The organism is Moorella naiadis (nom. illeg.) (genome assembly GCF_051020825.1).
Lineage (GTDB): Bacteria > Bacillota > DSM-521 > Neomoorellales > Neomoorellaceae > Neomoorella > Neomoorella naiadis.
This window is the reverse complement of record NZ_JAXGFQ010000004.1, coordinates 79113-95348: the sequence shown is the minus strand read 5'-3', so window position 1 is coordinate 95348 and position 16236 is coordinate 79113. Positions and strand designations below refer to the sequence as shown.

The window sequence follows — 16236 nt, the reverse complement described above, 5'->3', positions numbered from 1 at the left end:
CATCAGGGTAAAGATTGGCGGTTGCCTTGAGGCAAGAAAATTAGAGCATACGTTCGCTTGATAAGATGCAGGGCCATTAAGACCCATTAAAATTAACTGGTGAGGTTAGCATAGATGACCGAAGGAAACAAACAGCTAGCGGAAATAGTACTGGTACTGGATTTTGGCGGCCAGTACAACCAGCTCATCGCCCGGCGTGTCCGCGAGGCCGGCGTTTACTCGGAGATGATTCCGTTTAATACCACCCTGGAAGAGATTTTAGCCCGGAAACCCCAGGGAATTATCTTTTCCGGCGGCCCGGCCAGTGTCTACAGCCCCGGCGCGCCCCGCATCGATCAGGCCCTTTATACCAGCGGTATTCCCATCTTGGGCATCTGTTATGGCATGCAGCTCATGGCCCACGACCTGGGAGGCAGGGTGGAAGCCGCCGCCGGGAGGGAGTACGGCAAGACGGAGCTGGAAGTAGAGAGCGCGGACGTTCTCTTTGCCGGTCTGCCCCGTACCATGCCGTGCTGGATGAGCCACGGCGACTATATTAGCGCCCCGCCGCCGGGTTTCAAGGTGACGGCTCGCTCGACCCATACCCCGGTGGCGGCCATGAGCAACCCGGAACGCCGCCTGTACGGCGTCCAGTTTCACCCGGAGGTCAAGCATACGCCCCGGGGCCAGGAGATTCTACGCCACTTCCTCTTCCAGATCTGCGGCTGCCGCGGCGACTGGTCAGTTAGTTCTTTTATTGAAGACCAGGTGGCGGCCATTCGTCGGCAGGTAGGTAATAGCCGGGTGCTATGCGCCCTGAGCGGCGGGGTGGACTCCTCCGTCGCCGCCGCCCTGGTCCACCGGGCCGTAGGCCCGGCCCTGACCTGTGTCTTTGTCAACCACGGCCTCCTGCGCCAGGGGGAGGCCGAACAGGTGCAGCAGACCTTTGGCCAGACTATGCAAATGAACCTGGTTTACGTTGACGCCACGGAGCGCTTTCTGTCCAAACTGGCCGGGGTAGTAGACCCGGAAGGGAAACGTAAGATCATCGGCCGCGAGTTTATCCGCGTCTTTGAGGAGGAAGCCCGGAAGTTGGGTAAGGTGGACTTTCTGGTCCAGGGCACCCTCTACCCGGATGTCATTGAGAGCGGCACGGCAACGGCGGCGGTTATCAAGAGCCACCATAACGTCGGCGGTCTGCCGGAGGATATGGAACTAAAGCTCCTGGAACCCCTGCGCCTTTTATTTAAGGACGAAGTGCGCCGGGTAGGGGAGGAACTGGGCCTGCCGGAGGAGATCGTCTGGCGCCAGCCCTTCCCAGGTCCCGGCCTTGCCATTCGCATCCTGGGGGAGGTTACCCCGGAGAAGCTGGCCATCCTGCGCCAGGCCGACGCCATTGTCACCGGGGAGATCCGGCGCGCCGGCCTCTACCGGGAGATCTGGCAGTCCTTCGCCGTGCTGCCGTCCATGAAGAGTGTCGGGGTCATGGGGGATGAGCGCACCTACGCCTATCCCGTCGTCCTGCGGGCGGTGACCAGTGACGACGCCATGACGGCCGACTGGGCGCGGCTGCCTTATGACCTGCTGGAACGTATCTCCTCCCGCATCGTCAATGAGGTCCGCCATGTCAACCGGGTCGTCTACGACATCACCTCCAAACCCCCGGCAACCATCGAGTGGGAGTAGGCAACATTATTGCAAAGACATTGCGAAAGCAGTTATACTTTATAGTGAGGGTTTAACAGGAGGTGTTTTTTATGTTAAGTAATTATACGGCGAGATATATAAAAATTGGCTCCGGCTATTTAGGGCAACTGGTTGAGTGGCCAGAAGTAGTAACAGAAGGGAAAACCCTGGAAGAATACGGGGAGATGCTAAAAGATGCGTTGAAGGAGATGTTTTTGGCCTATCACCAGCAAAACAAGGAGATTCCTTCAGGAGGCGCATTATTGGAGCAAGTACCAGTGGAGGTTTAGTGGTGTCTTCGCCGACTTAGAAAAAGTTTATGAGGGAAAGGGGCGATAATAGTGGTAAAGCGCCGCTTCACCGTAATTATCGAAAAAGACGAGGATGGTAAATACATCGCTATAGTACCTGCTTTACCTGGTTGTCACACTCAGGCCGATAACCTCAATGATCTTGACACCAGGATTCAGGAAGCAATTAAATTATGCCTGGGGGTACAGGGAGCAAAAGAAACTGTACCCGAAACCTTTGTCGGTGTTCATGAAATCGAGGTAGCCCTATGACCAGGTTAGCCATTATTTCTCCGGCGGACATGGAGCGTATATTAAAATATTTAGGCTTCAAGCGCCGGAGCCAGGTAGGGAGCCATGTCTTTTTTGAACACTATGATGGGAGATGTACGGTTGTGCCTTTTCATCCAGGTGAAGATCTTGGAAGGGGTCTAATCCGTAAAATATTGCGTGATATAAAAATCGATCCTGATGAATATGAGAGGTTACGACAAACAGTCTTGTAAACCATATTTCCCCTTTTTTGGGCGTGTAATACTTGAGGATGTATTTCGATCCCTGTCTTCAATCAGTGGAAATAAAAGACCTCTTAACCTGGAAAATAAGGATAAGAGGTCTAGCAAAAGCCCTGGTTACGCGGGGCACCACCTGCAGCAATCAACAAGGGATGGCGGCGTTCAGCCGCCTTTTAATTTAGGCTACCTCACCCGCCGGGCGCCAACGTAGCGCGGCCCCCAGTAATAAGGATCGTTGATGCTGTCAATGGACACGCCGCTATTGGTGGCGCTGATAAAATTGCCATCTCCGACATAAATGCCCACATGGCTGATACCCCGGGCATAGGTGTGGAAAAAGACCAGATCGCCCGGCATAAGTTCATCTTTATCCACATGGGTGCCCAAGGAGGCCTGGTCGCTAGCCGAATGGGGCAGATCAATACCTACACGGTCAAAGACGTACAGGGTAAATCCGGAACAATCAAAACCCTTAGGGCTCGTCCCACCCCAACGGTAAGGAGTTCCTTCATACTGGCGGGCAATAGCGGCGATCCGGGCGCCCACGGTAGAGGGAGCGACGCTTTCGCTACGAGATGCCGGGGTGGGTTCATAACTGGTGGCGGGTGGGTTGTCGCCGGTGGGGATCTCCAGGGTTTGTCCAACAAGAATTAGCGAGGAATCCAAGTTGTTGGCGGCTTGAATCTGTTCTACCGTTACACCATAGCGCCGTGATAAAGCCCAGAGGGTGTCCCCCCTCTGCACTTCGTATGGTTGGGCCAGGGCTACCCCGGCGGCCACTAAAGTAAAGGCCCCGGCCAGGGTGGCGGTCAGACAATACTTCGACCACTTCTTCAATTAGCTAAGACCTCACTCTCGCACACCTACGAGGTTAGTTGTCGGGTTCGGACCGAGAGTTAGCCCGGAGTCAGGGACTTTTTTACCCCTGCTCTTCACCCCAAAAATATCCCCCGTTTCCCGTCTTTACGGGAATTCGGTGCAAAAATATGACTTTTTAATTATACCGTCGAAAAAGGGAACAGTAAAATGCCATTATACTAGCTCTGGCGCCATAACCTGGCAGGAAGTAAAATATTCTTTCCTTAAGGAGCTTTTTCTTATGAATTCATACCAGTTATACCGGGAAGAATGGGATATGCTTTTTGCCTATCAATTAACGTTTTGGCGAAGAAAGAGTGTGCATGAAGACCACAGGTTTTTCCGCTAGAGCGAAGAAAGTATATTTAGTCCATAATCAGAAAACGGTGTGGGAGGGAGGAGGCTTGAAAACACCGGAATGGACACTAAACCTTAAAAGCGAGGTGGAACTTTATGAACAAAAATGCTCCGGCAGCTGCCGGCTGGTGGCGTTACCGTTATCTGGTTGCAGCCATATTGTTTTTCGGCTACAGCATCCAGTACCTGGACCGGGTAAAAACAACGGTTTTGGTGCCCTTGATCAGTGAAAGCCTCCACCTGACCCATGGTGATGTTGGCAATGCCATGTTCTTATTGATGGTTTTTTACGGTCCGACCCAGGTTCTATCCGGTTTCCTTTGCGACCGCTTTGGTCCCAAAAAAGTACTGGTGTTTTCATTATTTACCTGGAGCCTCTTTACTATTTACATGGCTTTTATGCAGAATGTCACTGAATGGTATATCCGTAATGCTTTATTTGGTATTTTAGTTGGCACCGAGTTTGTACCGAGTGCCCGCCTAATCGCCCGCTGGTTCCCGAAAAGGGAGCGGGCCCAGGCCCAGGGGATCCTTTCCTGGTCCTGGATTGTTACCCCGGCGTGGGCACCTTTGCTGGCAACTTTTCTGGCTGCCTACTTTAACGACTGGCGTCCGGTTTTTATCTGGCTGGGTCTTTTCGGTCTGGTACCACTGATAATCGTATTGTTTTTTATTTATGACCGGCCTGAACAGATGCGTCGTTTAAGTGATGCTGAGGTTAAGGAGAGTTACGCCGATGAACTTGAGAGCGGTATATTGCAGGAAGGGGCCCTTAGCCGGGAGAACCTGGCCCAGCAGGCTAAAAAGGCTGAGATTCCCCTGCGAGATGTATTACTGAATAAGAGTTTTATAGCTGTGGTGATCTCTTACCTGGCCTGCCAGATGACCTTCTGGGGGGTAGTTACCTGGTCGCCCAGTTATTTAAGTGAAGTATTTAAGTTTAGCCTGACGAAGATGGGTGCCTGGGCCTCTATCTACTTTGCCGCCGGAATAATCGGTGCTTTCCTGAGTTCCAGGATTTCGGACAAGGTATTCAGTGGTCGTCGCCGCCCAATGATTATCCTCTCCTTTATCGGCACCATCCCCTTTATTCTTCTTCTGGCCACGGTGCGACCGGGGATCAGCAATATGGCCTTGGTACTCATCCTAGCCGGTGCCGGTTTCTTTGCCAATATGATCTGGGGTCCAATCCTTGCCTGGCCGGCCGATGTTTTCAGTCCAGAGATGTATGGCCGCGCCCTCGGTTTTGTGACTGGCATCGCCTACTTTGGAGCTGCCTTTGCTCCGCTCATTATGAGCCGCCTTATTATGAAAACGGCAGCCGGTGTTTCCTACACCTACGCCTGGGTGTTTATTGCCTTTTGCGCGGTACTGGGTTTGATTGCTTCATCATTAGTCAGCGATAGACATGAGACCACATTTCATAATCAGGCTATTACTGAATAACTACCGAGGTGACATCCATTGTCCGTCATGACTCCCAAAGAACGTGTCCTCCGTGCTTTAAACCAGCAATGGGTCGACCGTATCCCCGTGGGCAATCCAGTATCGGTAGCTACTGTAGAATCCATGGCGGCCTGCGGCGCCTATTTCCCCGCCGTCCACCTGGACGCAGAGAAAATGGCCACCCTGGCCGCCACCGGCCACGAGATCCTGGGGTTCGACACCATCGCCCCCTACTTCAGTGTCCAGCAGGAGGCGGCGGCCTTCGGCCTCAAGATGAATTGGGGTGAAATTGACTCCATGCCCGATGTCCTGGAGAACCCCTATGAGGATCCTGGGGCGATCACGATCCCGGATGATTTCCTGGAGCGCCCCTCTATCCGGACCGTGCTGGATGCCCTGCGCATCCTGAAAAAGGAGTACGGCGACCACGTCTGCCTGGTGGGCAAGATAATGGGCCCCTGGACACTGTCCTACCACCTGCACGGCACCCAGAACTTCCTCATCAAAACCATCCTGGAACCGGACAAGGTGCGCGGTTTCCTGGATAAGCTTAAAGGCCTTAGCGTTATGTTCGCCAACGCCCAGTTCGCCGCCGGCGCCGATGTGGTCACGGTGGCCGACCACGCTACCGGCGACCTGGTGAGCGGCACCTGCTACCGTGACTTCCTCCTGCCGGTGCACCAGGAGATGACGGGGCAGATCAAAGGCCCTACTATCCTGCATATCTGCGGCAACACCACCGACCGCCTGGATTATATCGCCCGGGCCGGCTTCAACTGTTTCCACTTCGATTCCAAGGTCAACCCCCGAACGGCCCACAAAATTATCAATGGCCGTATCGCTCTGACTGGCAGTATCAACAACCCGGTGACCCTGTTTAACGGCACCCCGGACGATGTCCGCCGGGAGGTCTGGGCCAACTGCGAGGCCGGTATTGAAATTATTTCCCCGGAGTGCGCCGTGCCCTTACGGACACCTAACGCGAATCTGAAGGCGATCGTGGCGGCGGTGGAGGAATACTGCCGCACCCATTAAAATGGGCCTTAAAACGGGTGCAACAAAGATTGGCAAACCCCCAGGATGGCTATCCGGGTGCCAGTGATTAATACTGCGAAAATCTGTCACCATTCTGGCGGGCCCCCGGAAGAGAAGCCGGGGGCCTGTTTATAGAAAAGAGCAGGAGTAAAGAAAGGTTATCGCGAATTTTTTGTCTGACGGTAGAGGCGTTTATAGTTGTTGGGAGTTAACTTTTACTTTATTAGACAATGGTCCAAAAAGCGGAGGGGAAGCGGAGAGGAAGGGGGGTAGAGCCCAATATGCTGCACCAGGACTTAATTCAGCCCCTGCTGGACCGTGCGGCGGCCTTCGGTCCGGGGGTTATAGAGGTTATCAACCTTGAGGGGGTAATCGTTGCCAGCTCTGATCCGTCGCGGGTAAACTTAACCCGGCCGGAGGTACAGGAGTTAACCGTTGCCGGGGTCGCGTTGCCCTCGGCCCCAGTGCCCGCTGCCGAATTCCATACCGCCCGGCAACATCCGCAACTGGAGGATAATGGTGGCCAGATAGCCCCCTTCCTCCCCATAACCGTTAGCGATGAACTTACCGCCTGGTTGGGCTGGCAGGGGGTGCTGTCCCGGGAAACCCTGGCTTTATTGCAGGCCGCCCTCGTAGGGGTGTTGACGGCAGCCCGGCGCCGGGACGAGCAACACTTCGCCGCCCGGGAAGAGGAGGCCCTTTTAAATGCTCTTCTGGACCGGGAAGCCGCAGCCAGGGAGGAGGAATTAAAGTTACGGGCTCTGAATGCCGGGTATGATCTCAACCTGCCCCGGGCCGTTATCGTCCTACGACTGGAACCCAAAGAGAACAGCTACTTTAATATTAACCTGCACCTGGGTTATGACGTTACCCGGGAACAGTTAAAAGGTGAAATCTGGGATCAGATCAAGGGCGATCTTTATCTAACAGCTCAGGACCTTATTGCTTTCCATGGTGAGGAGCACCTGGTGATTTGCAAGGCTTTTCTAAATATGGAGAACCCCGGCCGCCTTTACCAGGCCCTGGATGTGATGGGCAAGCACCTATATGAACTGATAAAGGATAACCACCTCTTTGCCGTCCAGGCGGCTTATGGGAGTATTGTTGCCGAGGTTGCCGGCTTGCGGCAATCCTACTTGGAGGCGGTGGAGTTAATCTCCCTTGGTCGGTCCTGCGGCAAGATGTATGGCTTTATCGATGCCGAGGCTATTCTTTTTGAAGCCTTGGTGTGCGCCTTGCCGGGGCGTCTGACCAGCAGGTACCTGGAACCACTATTTCAGCGGATCGAAACAGCCGGAGAAGAGGGTATCCAGTTGTTGGACACGATCGAGGTTTATATTGATAATAACATGAACATCAAGCAAACGGCCGATAAGCTGTACCTGCACCGCAACACCGTCACCAACCGCCTGGAGAGATTGAAACAACTGACGGGCCTGGATCCCGATAGCGGCTTCTGCGCCCTTTTCTGGCTGAAGATGCTGGCCATTTACCGGCGCCTGGCCGCGTTACAGCGGCGAAATGATCCTGTGCCTTCAGGCCTGGACCGGGGATAGCAGCTGGACGCGGGAGGGGAGGAATGGCCCGTCTCCGGCGGGGTTTGCGGTAGCGGCAAACTTAGCGCAGCCATAGTGAGACGGTCGTGAGGGGGAGGGGGGTGATAAGTCATGGCGGCCAGGGAACAAATGACGGGCTGCGAGCGAGTAATAGGGGCTTTAAAGGGAGGGGAAGTCGATCGCTTACCCCTGATAACGCCGACTTCGGTGGCGACGGTGGAAAGCATGGCGGCCACCGGCGCTTATTTCCCGGAAGCCCATACCGACCCGCATAAGATGGCCGCCCTGGCTGCCGCCGGCCATGAACTCCTGGGTTTTGATACCACGGCCCCCTACTTCAGTATCCTGCTGGAAGCGGCCGCTCTGGGGTGTGACGTGGACTGGAATCCGGCGGATGCCATGCCGGCTGTTAAAAAGAACCCCCTGGAGAGATGGGACGATTGGCGACCGCCGAGTAATTTCCTGGACCGGCAACCGGTTAAAGCCCTGCTGAAAGCTATCCGCCTGTTAAAAGACCGCTACGGCAACCGAATAGCTGTGGTAGGTAAAGTCATTGGTCCCTGGACCCTGGCCTACCACCTCTGCGGGGTGCAGAATTTCCTCCTGGGGCTGGTCCTGGAACCGGATTCCGTGCGCGAACTCCTGGACCGGTTACTGGCGGTACCCCTGCAGCTGGCTGCGGCGGAGCTGGGGGCCGGGGCCGACGTCCTCACCTGGGCTGACCACGCCACCAGTGACCTGGTCAGCGCCGCAGCCTACCGGGAGTTTCTTTTGCCCCGGCACCAGCAGGCCATGGAACAGTGGCCGGCGGAAATTCCCGTCATCCTGCACACCTGCGGCCGGGCTACCGATCGGCTGGGTTACTTCACCCAGACTGGATTTACGGCCTTTCATTTCGATTCCCGCAACCCGCCGGGAGAACTCCTCAATCTGGCCAATGGGAAGTTGACCCTGGTGGGCGGCCTTAACAACCCCCAGACCCTCCTCAACAGTAGAGTCGATGAAGTAAGGACCGCCGTCGAAGAGTTGCTCCGGGCCGGCGTCCACCTGGTAGCGCCGGAGTGCGCCGTACCCCTGCGGACGCCGAACCGGAACCTGCAGGCGGTCGTTCGGGCGGTGCGTGACTTCAACCGCCGGCAGCGCGAACACGGGGAAAAGTAGCATTGCTCCTTCTCGAAAGGTATGCTAAAATGTATTTAATTTGCTAGGCCTCCATAATTTTTATGGTGTGTGATGACAATCTATGGAAGATGGCAATAATTCTACGGCAGGGCTTATCCTCAACTTTCAAACCCGGGACCGCAAAGAGAGGCCGGGCCTCTTTTTTATTATTTCCGGGCCTTCCGGAGTCGGGAAGAACACCCTGCTCCATTTTGCCCTGGAGCGGGTGAGAGGTATCTATTACCTGCCCTCCATTACCACCCGTCCGGTACGGCCGGGGGAGACCCAGGGTGCACCCTATTTTTTTGTCAGCAAAGATGATTTTGAGGCCATGATTGCCGCCGGCGCCTTCCTGGAATGGAAACAGATCTACTCGGGGGATTACTACGGCACCCACCTGCCGACCATCCTCTACGCCCTGGAGAAGGGTTATGACCTCACCACCGATATGGATGTCCTGGGATGCGCCGAAGTTATGAAGCGCTTCCCGGATAATGTAGTACCGGTTTTTATCGCCCCACCCAACCTGGAGGAATTGCGCCACCGGCTGGCCGGGAGGGAAAAGGATCCCGGCGTCATTGCCCGAAGGCTGGAACGGGTGACTATGGAAATGGGCTACGTTGACAGGTACCGGCATGTGATCATCAACGATGACCTGGAACGGGCCGGGGGCGAACTGGTCCAGATCCTGACTGAGTATTCCCAGAAGGGTTCGGGGAAATTGAAATAGCATTATTTGTTATGGCGCTATCACCTGTTGCATTTCCCACATGCGGTGGTAAAGGCCATCCTGCTGGAGAAGTTCTTCATGCCGGCCTCGTTGAATGACCCGGCCCTTGTCCAGGACCAGGATTTCGTCCATAGCCTCCAGGCTCGCCAGGTGGTGGGTAATGACCAGGGTGGTCCGGCCGACCATAATCTGGTGGATGGTCCGCAACAATCCTTGCTCCGACAGGGCATCTAAACCGCTGGTAGCTTCATCCAGGATCAGGATGGGGGCATTTTTCAGGAGGGCCCGGGCCAGGGCCAGGCGCTGGCGCTGGCCGCCGGAGAGTTTTAAGCCATCTTCACCAATGCAGGTATCAAGACCCTGGGGTAGGCTGTGGATAAAGTTTTCCAGGTCGGTGGCGCGCAGGACCGACCATAGTTCCGTCGTACCGGCCTCCGGCCGGGCCAGGAGCAGGTTTTCCTCCAGGGAGGCGTTAAAAAGATGGACAGGCTGGCTGACTACTGCCAGCAAGCGCCGCAGGTCTTCAACCGGATAATCTTTGAGCTCGCGCCCACCCAGACGGATGAAACCCGCCTCATAGTCCCAGAAGCGAAGGAGGAGGTTAACCAGGGTAGTCTTTCCGGCGCCGCTGGGGCCGACCAGGGCCAGTCGGCCACCTGCGGGCAGGGTGAAGTTGATACCGTCCAGGGCCGGGGGTTCATCGGAGCTGTAACGAAAACGCAATCCCCGGACCTGCAGGTGATAGTCAATCGAACGGGAGGTACAGGCAGAGCATACTCCAGGTGTCCGGCCGGTATAATACCGGCCGGCAGTCTCCCGGGTCGTATCTAACCCCTGGCCACTACCACCCTGTAGAGCCATTTCAGGGCCGGTTGTCCCTCCGCTATTATAGGATCGGCGGCTGGGTCGGGTCTGACGGGCCAGGGGAAGGACCTTGCAGGTACTATCTAATCCTTGGTTAGATGACCCGGGGCCGGCCGGGTTCTGCCGGCTGAGGGGTATGGGGCCGGCGGCGTACCCCCGTTCCGGGGTTGAGGTAGCGATAATGGCCAGGAGACGCCGGGTTGCCCCCAGGCTGGCTTGAAGGTGTTCTTTGATGGCCGGCAGAGATGCAATGGCTTCAAAACTTGCTGCTGCTGCCATGGTGAGCATGGCCAGGTAGACGCCATCCAGCTTACCCGCGGTTACTAGGGGGACGGCTAGCACTAGCACCAGCCAGAGGGACAGGTCTCCGGCCAGGCCGGTCAGAGCCAATGCCAAGCCGTCGCGGCTGGCGCTTTTCTCCTGGTGACGCTGCAACTCCCGGCCCAGGGTGTTGAGGCGATGCACCTGTTCTTGCTCCCGGCCACAGGCCAGGATTTCGGTCATGCCCTGCACGGTATCCACCAGAGTGGCGTTAAGGGTAGCCCGTACCTCCTCTTGGCGCCGGTCCGGGTTTCTGGCCGCTCCCAGGACCAGGGGCACGACTACTCCGGCAGCCAGGAAACAGGCCAGCCAGGCCAGGGCCAGGCTAATACTGAAACGGGCCAAGAAAATAAAGACTGCCCCCATGACCATCAAAGCCACCAGGGGCGGGAGCAGGACCCGGAGGTAGAAATCCTTTAAGGTTTCCACATCGGCTACGACCCGGTCGAGGAGTTCGCCGCTGCGGTAATCCGGCAGCCGGGCCGGGAGCAGGGGCTCCAGGGCGCGGTAAAAGGATACCCGCAACTCGCCCAGGAGCTGAAAGGTAGCCTGGTGGCCGACGTAACGTTCCAGGTAGCGACAGAGAGCCCGGGAGATACCAAAGAAGCGCACCCCGACTATAGCGGGCATCAGGTCCAGCACCGGGGGATGGAGGGCGGCGCTGGCTATGAGCAGGGCCGCAGTAGCCAGCAGTCCGATATTGCTGCCAATAGTTACGAAGCCTAGGAAGGCGGCCAGGATCATGTGTCTCCAGGAGGAGGCCGTCAGACCCAGGAGATACTTAAACGCCTGCCAGTTACTTTGTTTCACCTCTGCCCGCTCCTTCATCTTTCTTCTCGGCCGGGTCATTAAAGGCCGCCACCAGGCGATAATAGAGACCCCGCCGGGCCAGGAGCTTCTCGTGCCATCCTGCTTCAATTATCCGGCCGCCATCCAGGACCAGGATGCGGTCGGCCCGGCGAATCGTGGTCAGCCGGTGGGCGATTATCAGCACTGTGCGGCCTGCCATTAGGCGCTCCAGGGCGGTCTGGATTACCCGGTCGGTGGCGGGATCCAGGTTGGCGGTGGCTTCATCCAGGATAATAAAGGGGGCATCCTTCAGAAAGGCCCGGGCAATAGCCAGGCGCTGCCGCTGGCCGCCGCTGAGGCGTGACCCCCTTTCGCCGATGGGGGTATCGTAACCCCGGGGCAGATGGGTAATGAATTCGTGAGCCCCGGCCTCCCTGGCGGCGGCGACCAGCTCTTCCCGGGAGGCATGCGGCCGGGCCATGAGGAGATTAGCAGCAATGCTGCCGTGGAAGAGGTAAGGGTGCTGGGGCACCAGGGCCACCTGCCGCCGCCACTCCTGCGGGGGTATCTGACTTAAATGGATACCGTTGACCAGGATCGTCCCCCGGTCAGGTTCGCTGAAACGCAGTAACAGGTTGGCGATGGTTGACTTGCCGGCACCACTGGGACCGACCAGGGCTACCCTTTCACCTGGATGCAATTCCAGGGAAACACCCTTCAGGGCCTTTCGGTTGCTCCTGTCATAACTGTAATAGACATCGTGCAAAGCGATGTGGAGACCGGGTTGGTGGGAGCGTGTTTTTTCTTCATCAGCTAAAGACCGGAGGTTATCATCATCTAATGAAACTGCTGGATCAGGTGTGTTTCCATCGTCGTGAGAGTAAGACTCATGGACGTTAAACGCAATGCTCACTTTATCGCCCCCGGTAGCGATGGAATTGGTACGGGGGCCTGCTGGTACCGGGGCCGGTTGGGGCCGAGCCGCCGAACTTACACCGGCCGCCAGGGGCTGGTCGAGGATAGTAAAGATGCGCCGGGCGGCAGTAACGCCGTCCAGCCCGGCGTGAAAGCGGCTGCCCAGGAGACGCAGGGGCAGGTAAAACTCCGGCGCCAGGAGGAGGAGCAAGAGGGCCTGCTCAAAGGGCATCCGGTTATCTACCAGGCGCAGGCCTATAGTTACGGCTACCAGGGCGACGCTCAGGGTGGCAACGAGTTCCAGCACCAGGGCGGAGAGAAAGGCCACCCGTAAGACCCCCAGGGTGGTGTCCCGGAAACGGTCGCTTACCCGGGCCAGGATTTTGATTTGGTCCCGGCTGCGGTTGAAGATCTTTAGGGTAGTCGCGCCCTGGAGGACATCCAGGAAGTGACCGCTTAACCGGCTCAGGGTCGCCCACTGTTGCCGGCTCATGGCCTCGGCCCGCTGGCCGATAAGGAACATGAACAGGGGGATGAGGGGAGCGGTGCCCAGAAGGATCAGGCCGGAAGTCAGGTCCCGGGGGAAAACGAAGGCCAGGATCAGCAGGGGGAGCAAGGCGGCCCGGGCCAGCTGGGGCAGGTAGCCGGCAAAGTAACCCTCCAGGGCCTCAACTCCTTCCGTCAGGACGTTGACCAGTTCGCCGGTATGCTCGCTTCTCAGGGGTACCGGACCCAGGGCCAGGAGGTGGCCGGCCAGGCGCTGTCGTAAATCGTATTTTACCCGGGCGGCGGCCTGGTGGGCTGTCACCTTGCCCCCCCAAACAAGGACAGCCCGCAGGCAGAAAACCAGCAGGAGGATGTTGAGCCAGGGCCGGACGCTATCCAGACCCTGGCCGCCCCGGAAGGCAGCGTTGATTACCCGGGCCAGGTAACCGGCCTGCAGGATAGTCAGGAGGCCGGCTCCCAGCCCCAGGCCCACTGTCAAGGTCAGGTGCAGGCGCACTCGACGGGCTTCGCCCAGGAGGTTTCGTTCCAGCAACAAGTTGCCTCACCTCTCCCTGGTGGTACCTTTTGGTAGTTACTCCTTGTAGCGCATCCCACCCTGCTTTTACAGACCCGGCCCAGTGGTCCCGGAGGGCCACCCGGTCGCTTGACGTGGCCACACTTCTGATGCTCCTCTGCGGTACCAGCTTTTAAGGAAGCAAATGGTGGTATGGCAGGCTTTCAATCAGGGACTGGTGCAGCCAGATCCAACAAGTCTCCCTTCCAATTCCCACCGCTAATACTCCAAATCCTTTGCCTTGACCCGTTGCCGGAAAACCCAGTAGGTCCAGCCCTGGTAGATGAGGACTACCGGGACCAGGGTCAGGGCGACAATGGTCATCACCTTCAGGGTATAGGGGCTGGAGGAGGCGCGGTAGATAGTCAGGCTCCATTCCGGGTTCAGGCTGGAGACCATCACCCGGGGAAAGAGGCCGCCGAAGAGGGCGGCGGTGCCCAGGATAATAGTCAACCCGTTCAAGATGAAGGATAGGCCGTAACGCCGGGAGCGCAGCAACCACCAGGCCAGTACCAGGGTCACCAGGGCGGCCCAGAGGGCCAGCACCGCTAGGGGCCGGGTCGGGAGATCCGTCTGGCTGTAGCTCAGGATTACCAGGAGCAGGAAGGCGAACATGGCGATGCCGCCCAACCGTAAACCTGCCTGGCGGGCCCGTTCCGGCAGGTCGGCGCCTGTCTTCAGGGCCAGGAAGAGGGCCCCCTGGAGGATAAAGACTGCCAGGGAAACCAGGCCAGCCAGCATGGTATAGGGGGAGAGGAGATCAAAAAAAGTACCAGCGTACTGCATGTGGCCGTCGATGGGCACCCCGCGCAGCAGGTTGGCCATGGCCACGCCCCACAGGAGGGCCGGTAAGAGGCTTCCCAGGCAGAGCAGCCAGTCCCAGAAGTTGCGCCAGGCCGGGCGCGCATCCTTGCTGCGGAACTCGAAGGCCACCCCGCGCAGGATCAGGGCCACCAGGATTAGGAACAACGCCAGGTAGAAACCGCTAAACAGAGTGGCGTACCAGTGGGGGAAGGCGGCGAAGAGGGCGCCGCCGGCGGTGAGCATCCAGACCTCGTTGCCGTCCCAGACAGGGCCGATGCTGTTGATGATGGCCCGGCGCTCGCCGTCGTTTTTCCCCAGGAAGGGCACCAGGATGCCGACGCCATAGTCGAAACCCTCAAGAAAGAAGAAGCCGGTAAACAAGACGCCGATAAGGATAAACCAGAGGACATTCAGATCCATAGTGATACCTCCCCGGTAGTTTCTACCCTTCCTGGCGGTGTGGTTTCTTCGACCCCCTGGCGGGCGTACCGGGCCAGAAGATAGACGTCGGCTACCGCCAAGACCCCATACAGGAGGGTGAAGGCCAGCAGGGTGAATAAAATGGCACCGGCGCCCACCCCCGGCGAGACGGCGGCTTCGACGCGCTGCAAACCGTAGACGATCCAGGGATAACGGCCGATCTCCGCCATGAACCAGCCGGCGGTGTTGGCGATATAAGGCACCGGTATGCTCCAGAGCAGGAGCCGGAGGACCAGGGGGCTCGCCTCCAGTCGTCCCCGCCGCCAGAGGTACAGGCTATATAAGGCCAGCAGGATTAGCCACAACCCGGCGGCGATCATCAGGCGGAAGCTCCAGAAGACGGTGGTTACGGGGGGGAGATAGTTCCCCGGGCCGTATTGGGCTGCCGCCGTGGCCTGGAGGTCCTTCAGCCCTTTTACCTCACCCTGGAAACGGTTATAGGCCAGGAAACTGGTGAGGGCGGGGAGCTTAATTTCGAAGGAATTCGCCTGCTGGCTTTCATTAACTACGGCCACCAGGGCCAGGGGGGCCGGGTCGGCGCTGTCCCAGAGGGCTTCGGCCGCCGCCATCTTCATGGGCTGGGAGGCGACCAGGTGCTGGCCCTGGAGGTGACCGATACCCGCCACCAGCAGGCTGCTGCTGAGGCCCATGATTAGCGCCAGCCGGAAGGAACGGCGAAAGGGCTCCAGCTGACTGTGGCGCAGCAGGTGATAGGCACTGATCCCCAGGACGAAAAAGGCAGCCGTGACAAAACCGGCCAGGACGGTATGGGGAAACTGGTAAAGGACGTTGGGGTTGGTCAGGAGGGCGAAGAAATCCGTCATCTCGGCGCGGCCGTTACGTAAGGTAAAACCCACTGGCTCCTGCATAAAGGAATTGGCCACCAGGATCCAGAAGGCGGAAAGGTTGGAGGCGAAGGCCACCAGCCAGATACAGGCGGCGTGCAGGGCTTTAGGCAGCTTATCCCAGCCGAAGAGCCATAAACCCAGGAAGGTGGATTCCAGGAAGAAGGCGGCCAGAGCTTCGACGGCCAGGGGGGCGCCGAAGATATCGCCGACAAAGCGCGAGTATTCCGACCAGTTCATGCCGAAGTGAAACTCCTGGACGATGCCGGTTACCACGCCCATGGCGAAGTTAATGAGAAAGAGTTTACCCCAGAACTGGGTCATGTGCTTGTAAGTTTCATCACCAGTACGGACGTAGATGGTCTCCATGATAGCCACCAGGACGGATAGTCCCAGGGTCAGGGGGACGAAAAGGAAGTGGTAAACGGAGGTAATTCCGAACTGCAGCTGGGCCAACCAGAGGGCATCCACCAGACATTCCTCCTTCTATAAATGATTAGCGCGCGCCTTATAGTAATAGTAATCCATCTTATTACTATCGTCAA

Annotated in this window: 14 protein-coding genes and 1 riboswitch; of the genes, 9 read left to right on the top strand and 5 right to left on the bottom strand. The window is 57.6% G+C overall.

Annotated features, from left to right (window positions below):
* The first annotated feature begins 114 nt into the window (after positions 1-114).
* The 4 genes from guaA (at position 115) to SDD30_RS03855 (ending at position 2461) form a co-directional block, all read left to right on the top strand.
* Positions 115-1665, top strand: a complete 1551-nt coding sequence (guaA, locus tag SDD30_RS03870; RefSeq protein WP_434073621.1) for a glutamine-hydrolyzing GMP synthase — start codon at positions 115-117, stop codon at positions 1663-1665.
* A gap of 71 nt (positions 1666-1736) precedes the next feature.
* A complete protein-coding gene (locus SDD30_RS03865) occupies positions 1737-1955 on the top strand; it encodes a type II toxin-antitoxin system HicB family antitoxin (protein ID WP_434073620.1) in 219 nt (72 codons plus the stop codon).
* Between the two features lie 51 nt (positions 1956-2006).
* A complete protein-coding gene (locus tag SDD30_RS03860) occupies positions 2007-2228 on the top strand; it encodes a type II toxin-antitoxin system HicB family antitoxin (protein ID WP_434073619.1) in 222 nt (73 codons plus the stop codon).
* The gene (locus SDD30_RS03855; protein WP_434073618.1) at positions 2225-2461 is read left to right on the top strand and encodes a type II toxin-antitoxin system HicA family toxin; all 237 of its coding nucleotides are present in this window, start codon (positions 2225-2227) and stop codon (positions 2459-2461) included. The genes SDD30_RS03860 and SDD30_RS03855 overlap by 4 nt, the downstream gene beginning before the upstream one ends.
* Before the next feature lie 192 nt (positions 2462-2653).
* Here SDD30_RS03855 and SDD30_RS03850 read toward each other — a convergent pair whose 3' ends face one another.
* The gene (locus SDD30_RS03850; RefSeq protein ID WP_434073617.1) at positions 2654-3307 is read right to left on the bottom strand and encodes a C40 family peptidase; all 654 of its coding nucleotides are present in this window, start codon (positions 3305-3307) and stop codon (positions 2654-2656) included.
* Between the two features lie 8 nt (positions 3308-3315).
* Positions 3316-3459, bottom strand: a riboswitch (cyclic di-AMP (ydaO/yuaA leader).
* A gap of 322 nt (positions 3460-3781) precedes the next feature.
* Between SDD30_RS03850 and SDD30_RS03845 the strand changes: the two genes are divergently transcribed.
* The 5 genes from SDD30_RS03845 to gmk all read left to right on the top strand — a co-directional run bounded on the left by SDD30_RS03845 (position 3782) and on the right by gmk (position 9613).
* Positions 3782-5131 (top strand): MFS transporter, encoded by a 1350-nt coding sequence (locus tag SDD30_RS03845; protein WP_434073616.1) that lies wholly within the window; start codon positions 3782-3784, stop codon positions 5129-5131.
* A 27-nt stretch (positions 5132-5158) separates the two neighbouring features.
* The gene (locus tag SDD30_RS03840; protein ID WP_434073704.1) at positions 5159-6166 is read left to right on the top strand and encodes an MtaA/CmuA family methyltransferase; all 1008 of its coding nucleotides are present in this window, start codon (positions 5159-5161) and stop codon (positions 6164-6166) included.
* Positions 6167-6447: 281 nt separating this feature from the next.
* Positions 6448-7722: a PucR family transcriptional regulator gene (locus SDD30_RS03835; RefSeq protein ID WP_434073615.1), complete on the top strand. Its 1275-nt coding sequence runs from the start codon at positions 6448-6450 to the stop codon at positions 7720-7722.
* Positions 7723-7833: 111 nt separating this feature from the next.
* Positions 7834-8883, top strand: coding sequence for an MtaA/CmuA family methyltransferase (locus SDD30_RS03830; protein ID WP_434073614.1), 1050 nt, complete (start codon positions 7834-7836; stop codon positions 8881-8883).
* Positions 8884-8965: 82 nt separating this feature from the next.
* Complete coding sequence (gmk, locus tag SDD30_RS03825) at positions 8966-9613, top strand: guanylate kinase (RefSeq protein WP_434073613.1); 648 nt, start codon at positions 8966-8968, stop codon at positions 9611-9613.
* 9 nt (positions 9614-9622) lie between these two features.
* Here the strand turns inward: gmk and SDD30_RS03820 are convergent, their stop codons facing one another.
* The 4 genes from SDD30_RS03820 to SDD30_RS03805 all read right to left on the bottom strand — a co-directional run bounded on the left by SDD30_RS03820 (position 9623) and on the right by SDD30_RS03805 (position 16162).
* Positions 9623-11608, bottom strand: a complete 1986-nt coding sequence (locus tag SDD30_RS03820; protein WP_434073612.1) for an amino acid ABC transporter ATP-binding/permease protein — start codon at positions 11606-11608, stop codon at positions 9623-9625.
* Positions 11595-13541 (bottom strand): thiol reductant ABC exporter subunit CydD, encoded by a 1947-nt coding sequence (gene cydD / locus SDD30_RS03815; RefSeq protein WP_434073703.1) that lies wholly within the window; start codon positions 13539-13541, stop codon positions 11595-11597. Before cydD ends, SDD30_RS03820 begins: the two co-directional genes overlap by 14 nt.
* A gap of 240 nt (positions 13542-13781) precedes the next feature.
* Entirely contained in the window at positions 13782-14786 is a 1005-nt protein-coding gene (gene cydB, locus SDD30_RS03810) for a cytochrome d ubiquinol oxidase subunit II (protein WP_434073611.1), read from the bottom strand.
* Entirely contained in the window at positions 14777-16162 is a 1386-nt protein-coding gene (locus SDD30_RS03805; RefSeq protein ID WP_434073610.1) for a cytochrome ubiquinol oxidase subunit I, read from the bottom strand. The genes cydB and SDD30_RS03805 overlap by 10 nt, the downstream gene beginning before the upstream one ends.
* Between the last annotated feature and the right edge of the window lie 74 nt (positions 16163-16236).

Bases quoted from the DNA above. Each gene is read 5' to 3' on its own strand.
- gmk (WP_434073613.1), top strand. From the start codon at position 8,966: ATGGAAGATGGCAATAATTCTACGGCAGGGCTTATCCTCAACTTTCAA.
- SDD30_RS03845 (WP_434073616.1), top strand. From the start codon at position 3,782: ATGAACAAAAATGCTCCGGCAGCTGCCGGCTGGTGGCGTTACCGTTAT.
- SDD30_RS03835 (WP_434073615.1), top strand. From the start codon at position 6,448: ATGCTGCACCAGGACTTAATTCAGCCCCTGCTGGACCGTGCGGCGGCC.
- cydB (WP_434073611.1), bottom strand. From the start codon at position 14,786: ATGGATCTGAATGTCCTCTGGTTTATCCTTATCGGCGTCTTGTTTACC.
- SDD30_RS03830 (WP_434073614.1), top strand. From the start codon at position 7,834: ATGGCGGCCAGGGAACAAATGACGGGCTGCGAGCGAGTAATAGGGGCT.
- guaA (WP_434073621.1), top strand. From the start codon at position 115: ATGACCGAAGGAAACAAACAGCTAGCGGAAATAGTACTGGTACTGGAT.
- SDD30_RS03840 (WP_434073704.1), top strand. From the start codon at position 5,159: ATGACTCCCAAAGAACGTGTCCTCCGTGCTTTAAACCAGCAATGGGTC.
- SDD30_RS03855 (WP_434073618.1), top strand. From the start codon at position 2,225: ATGACCAGGTTAGCCATTATTTCTCCGGCGGACATGGAGCGTATATTA.
- SDD30_RS03865 (WP_434073620.1), top strand. From the start codon at position 1,737: ATGTTAAGTAATTATACGGCGAGATATATAAAAATTGGCTCCGGCTAT.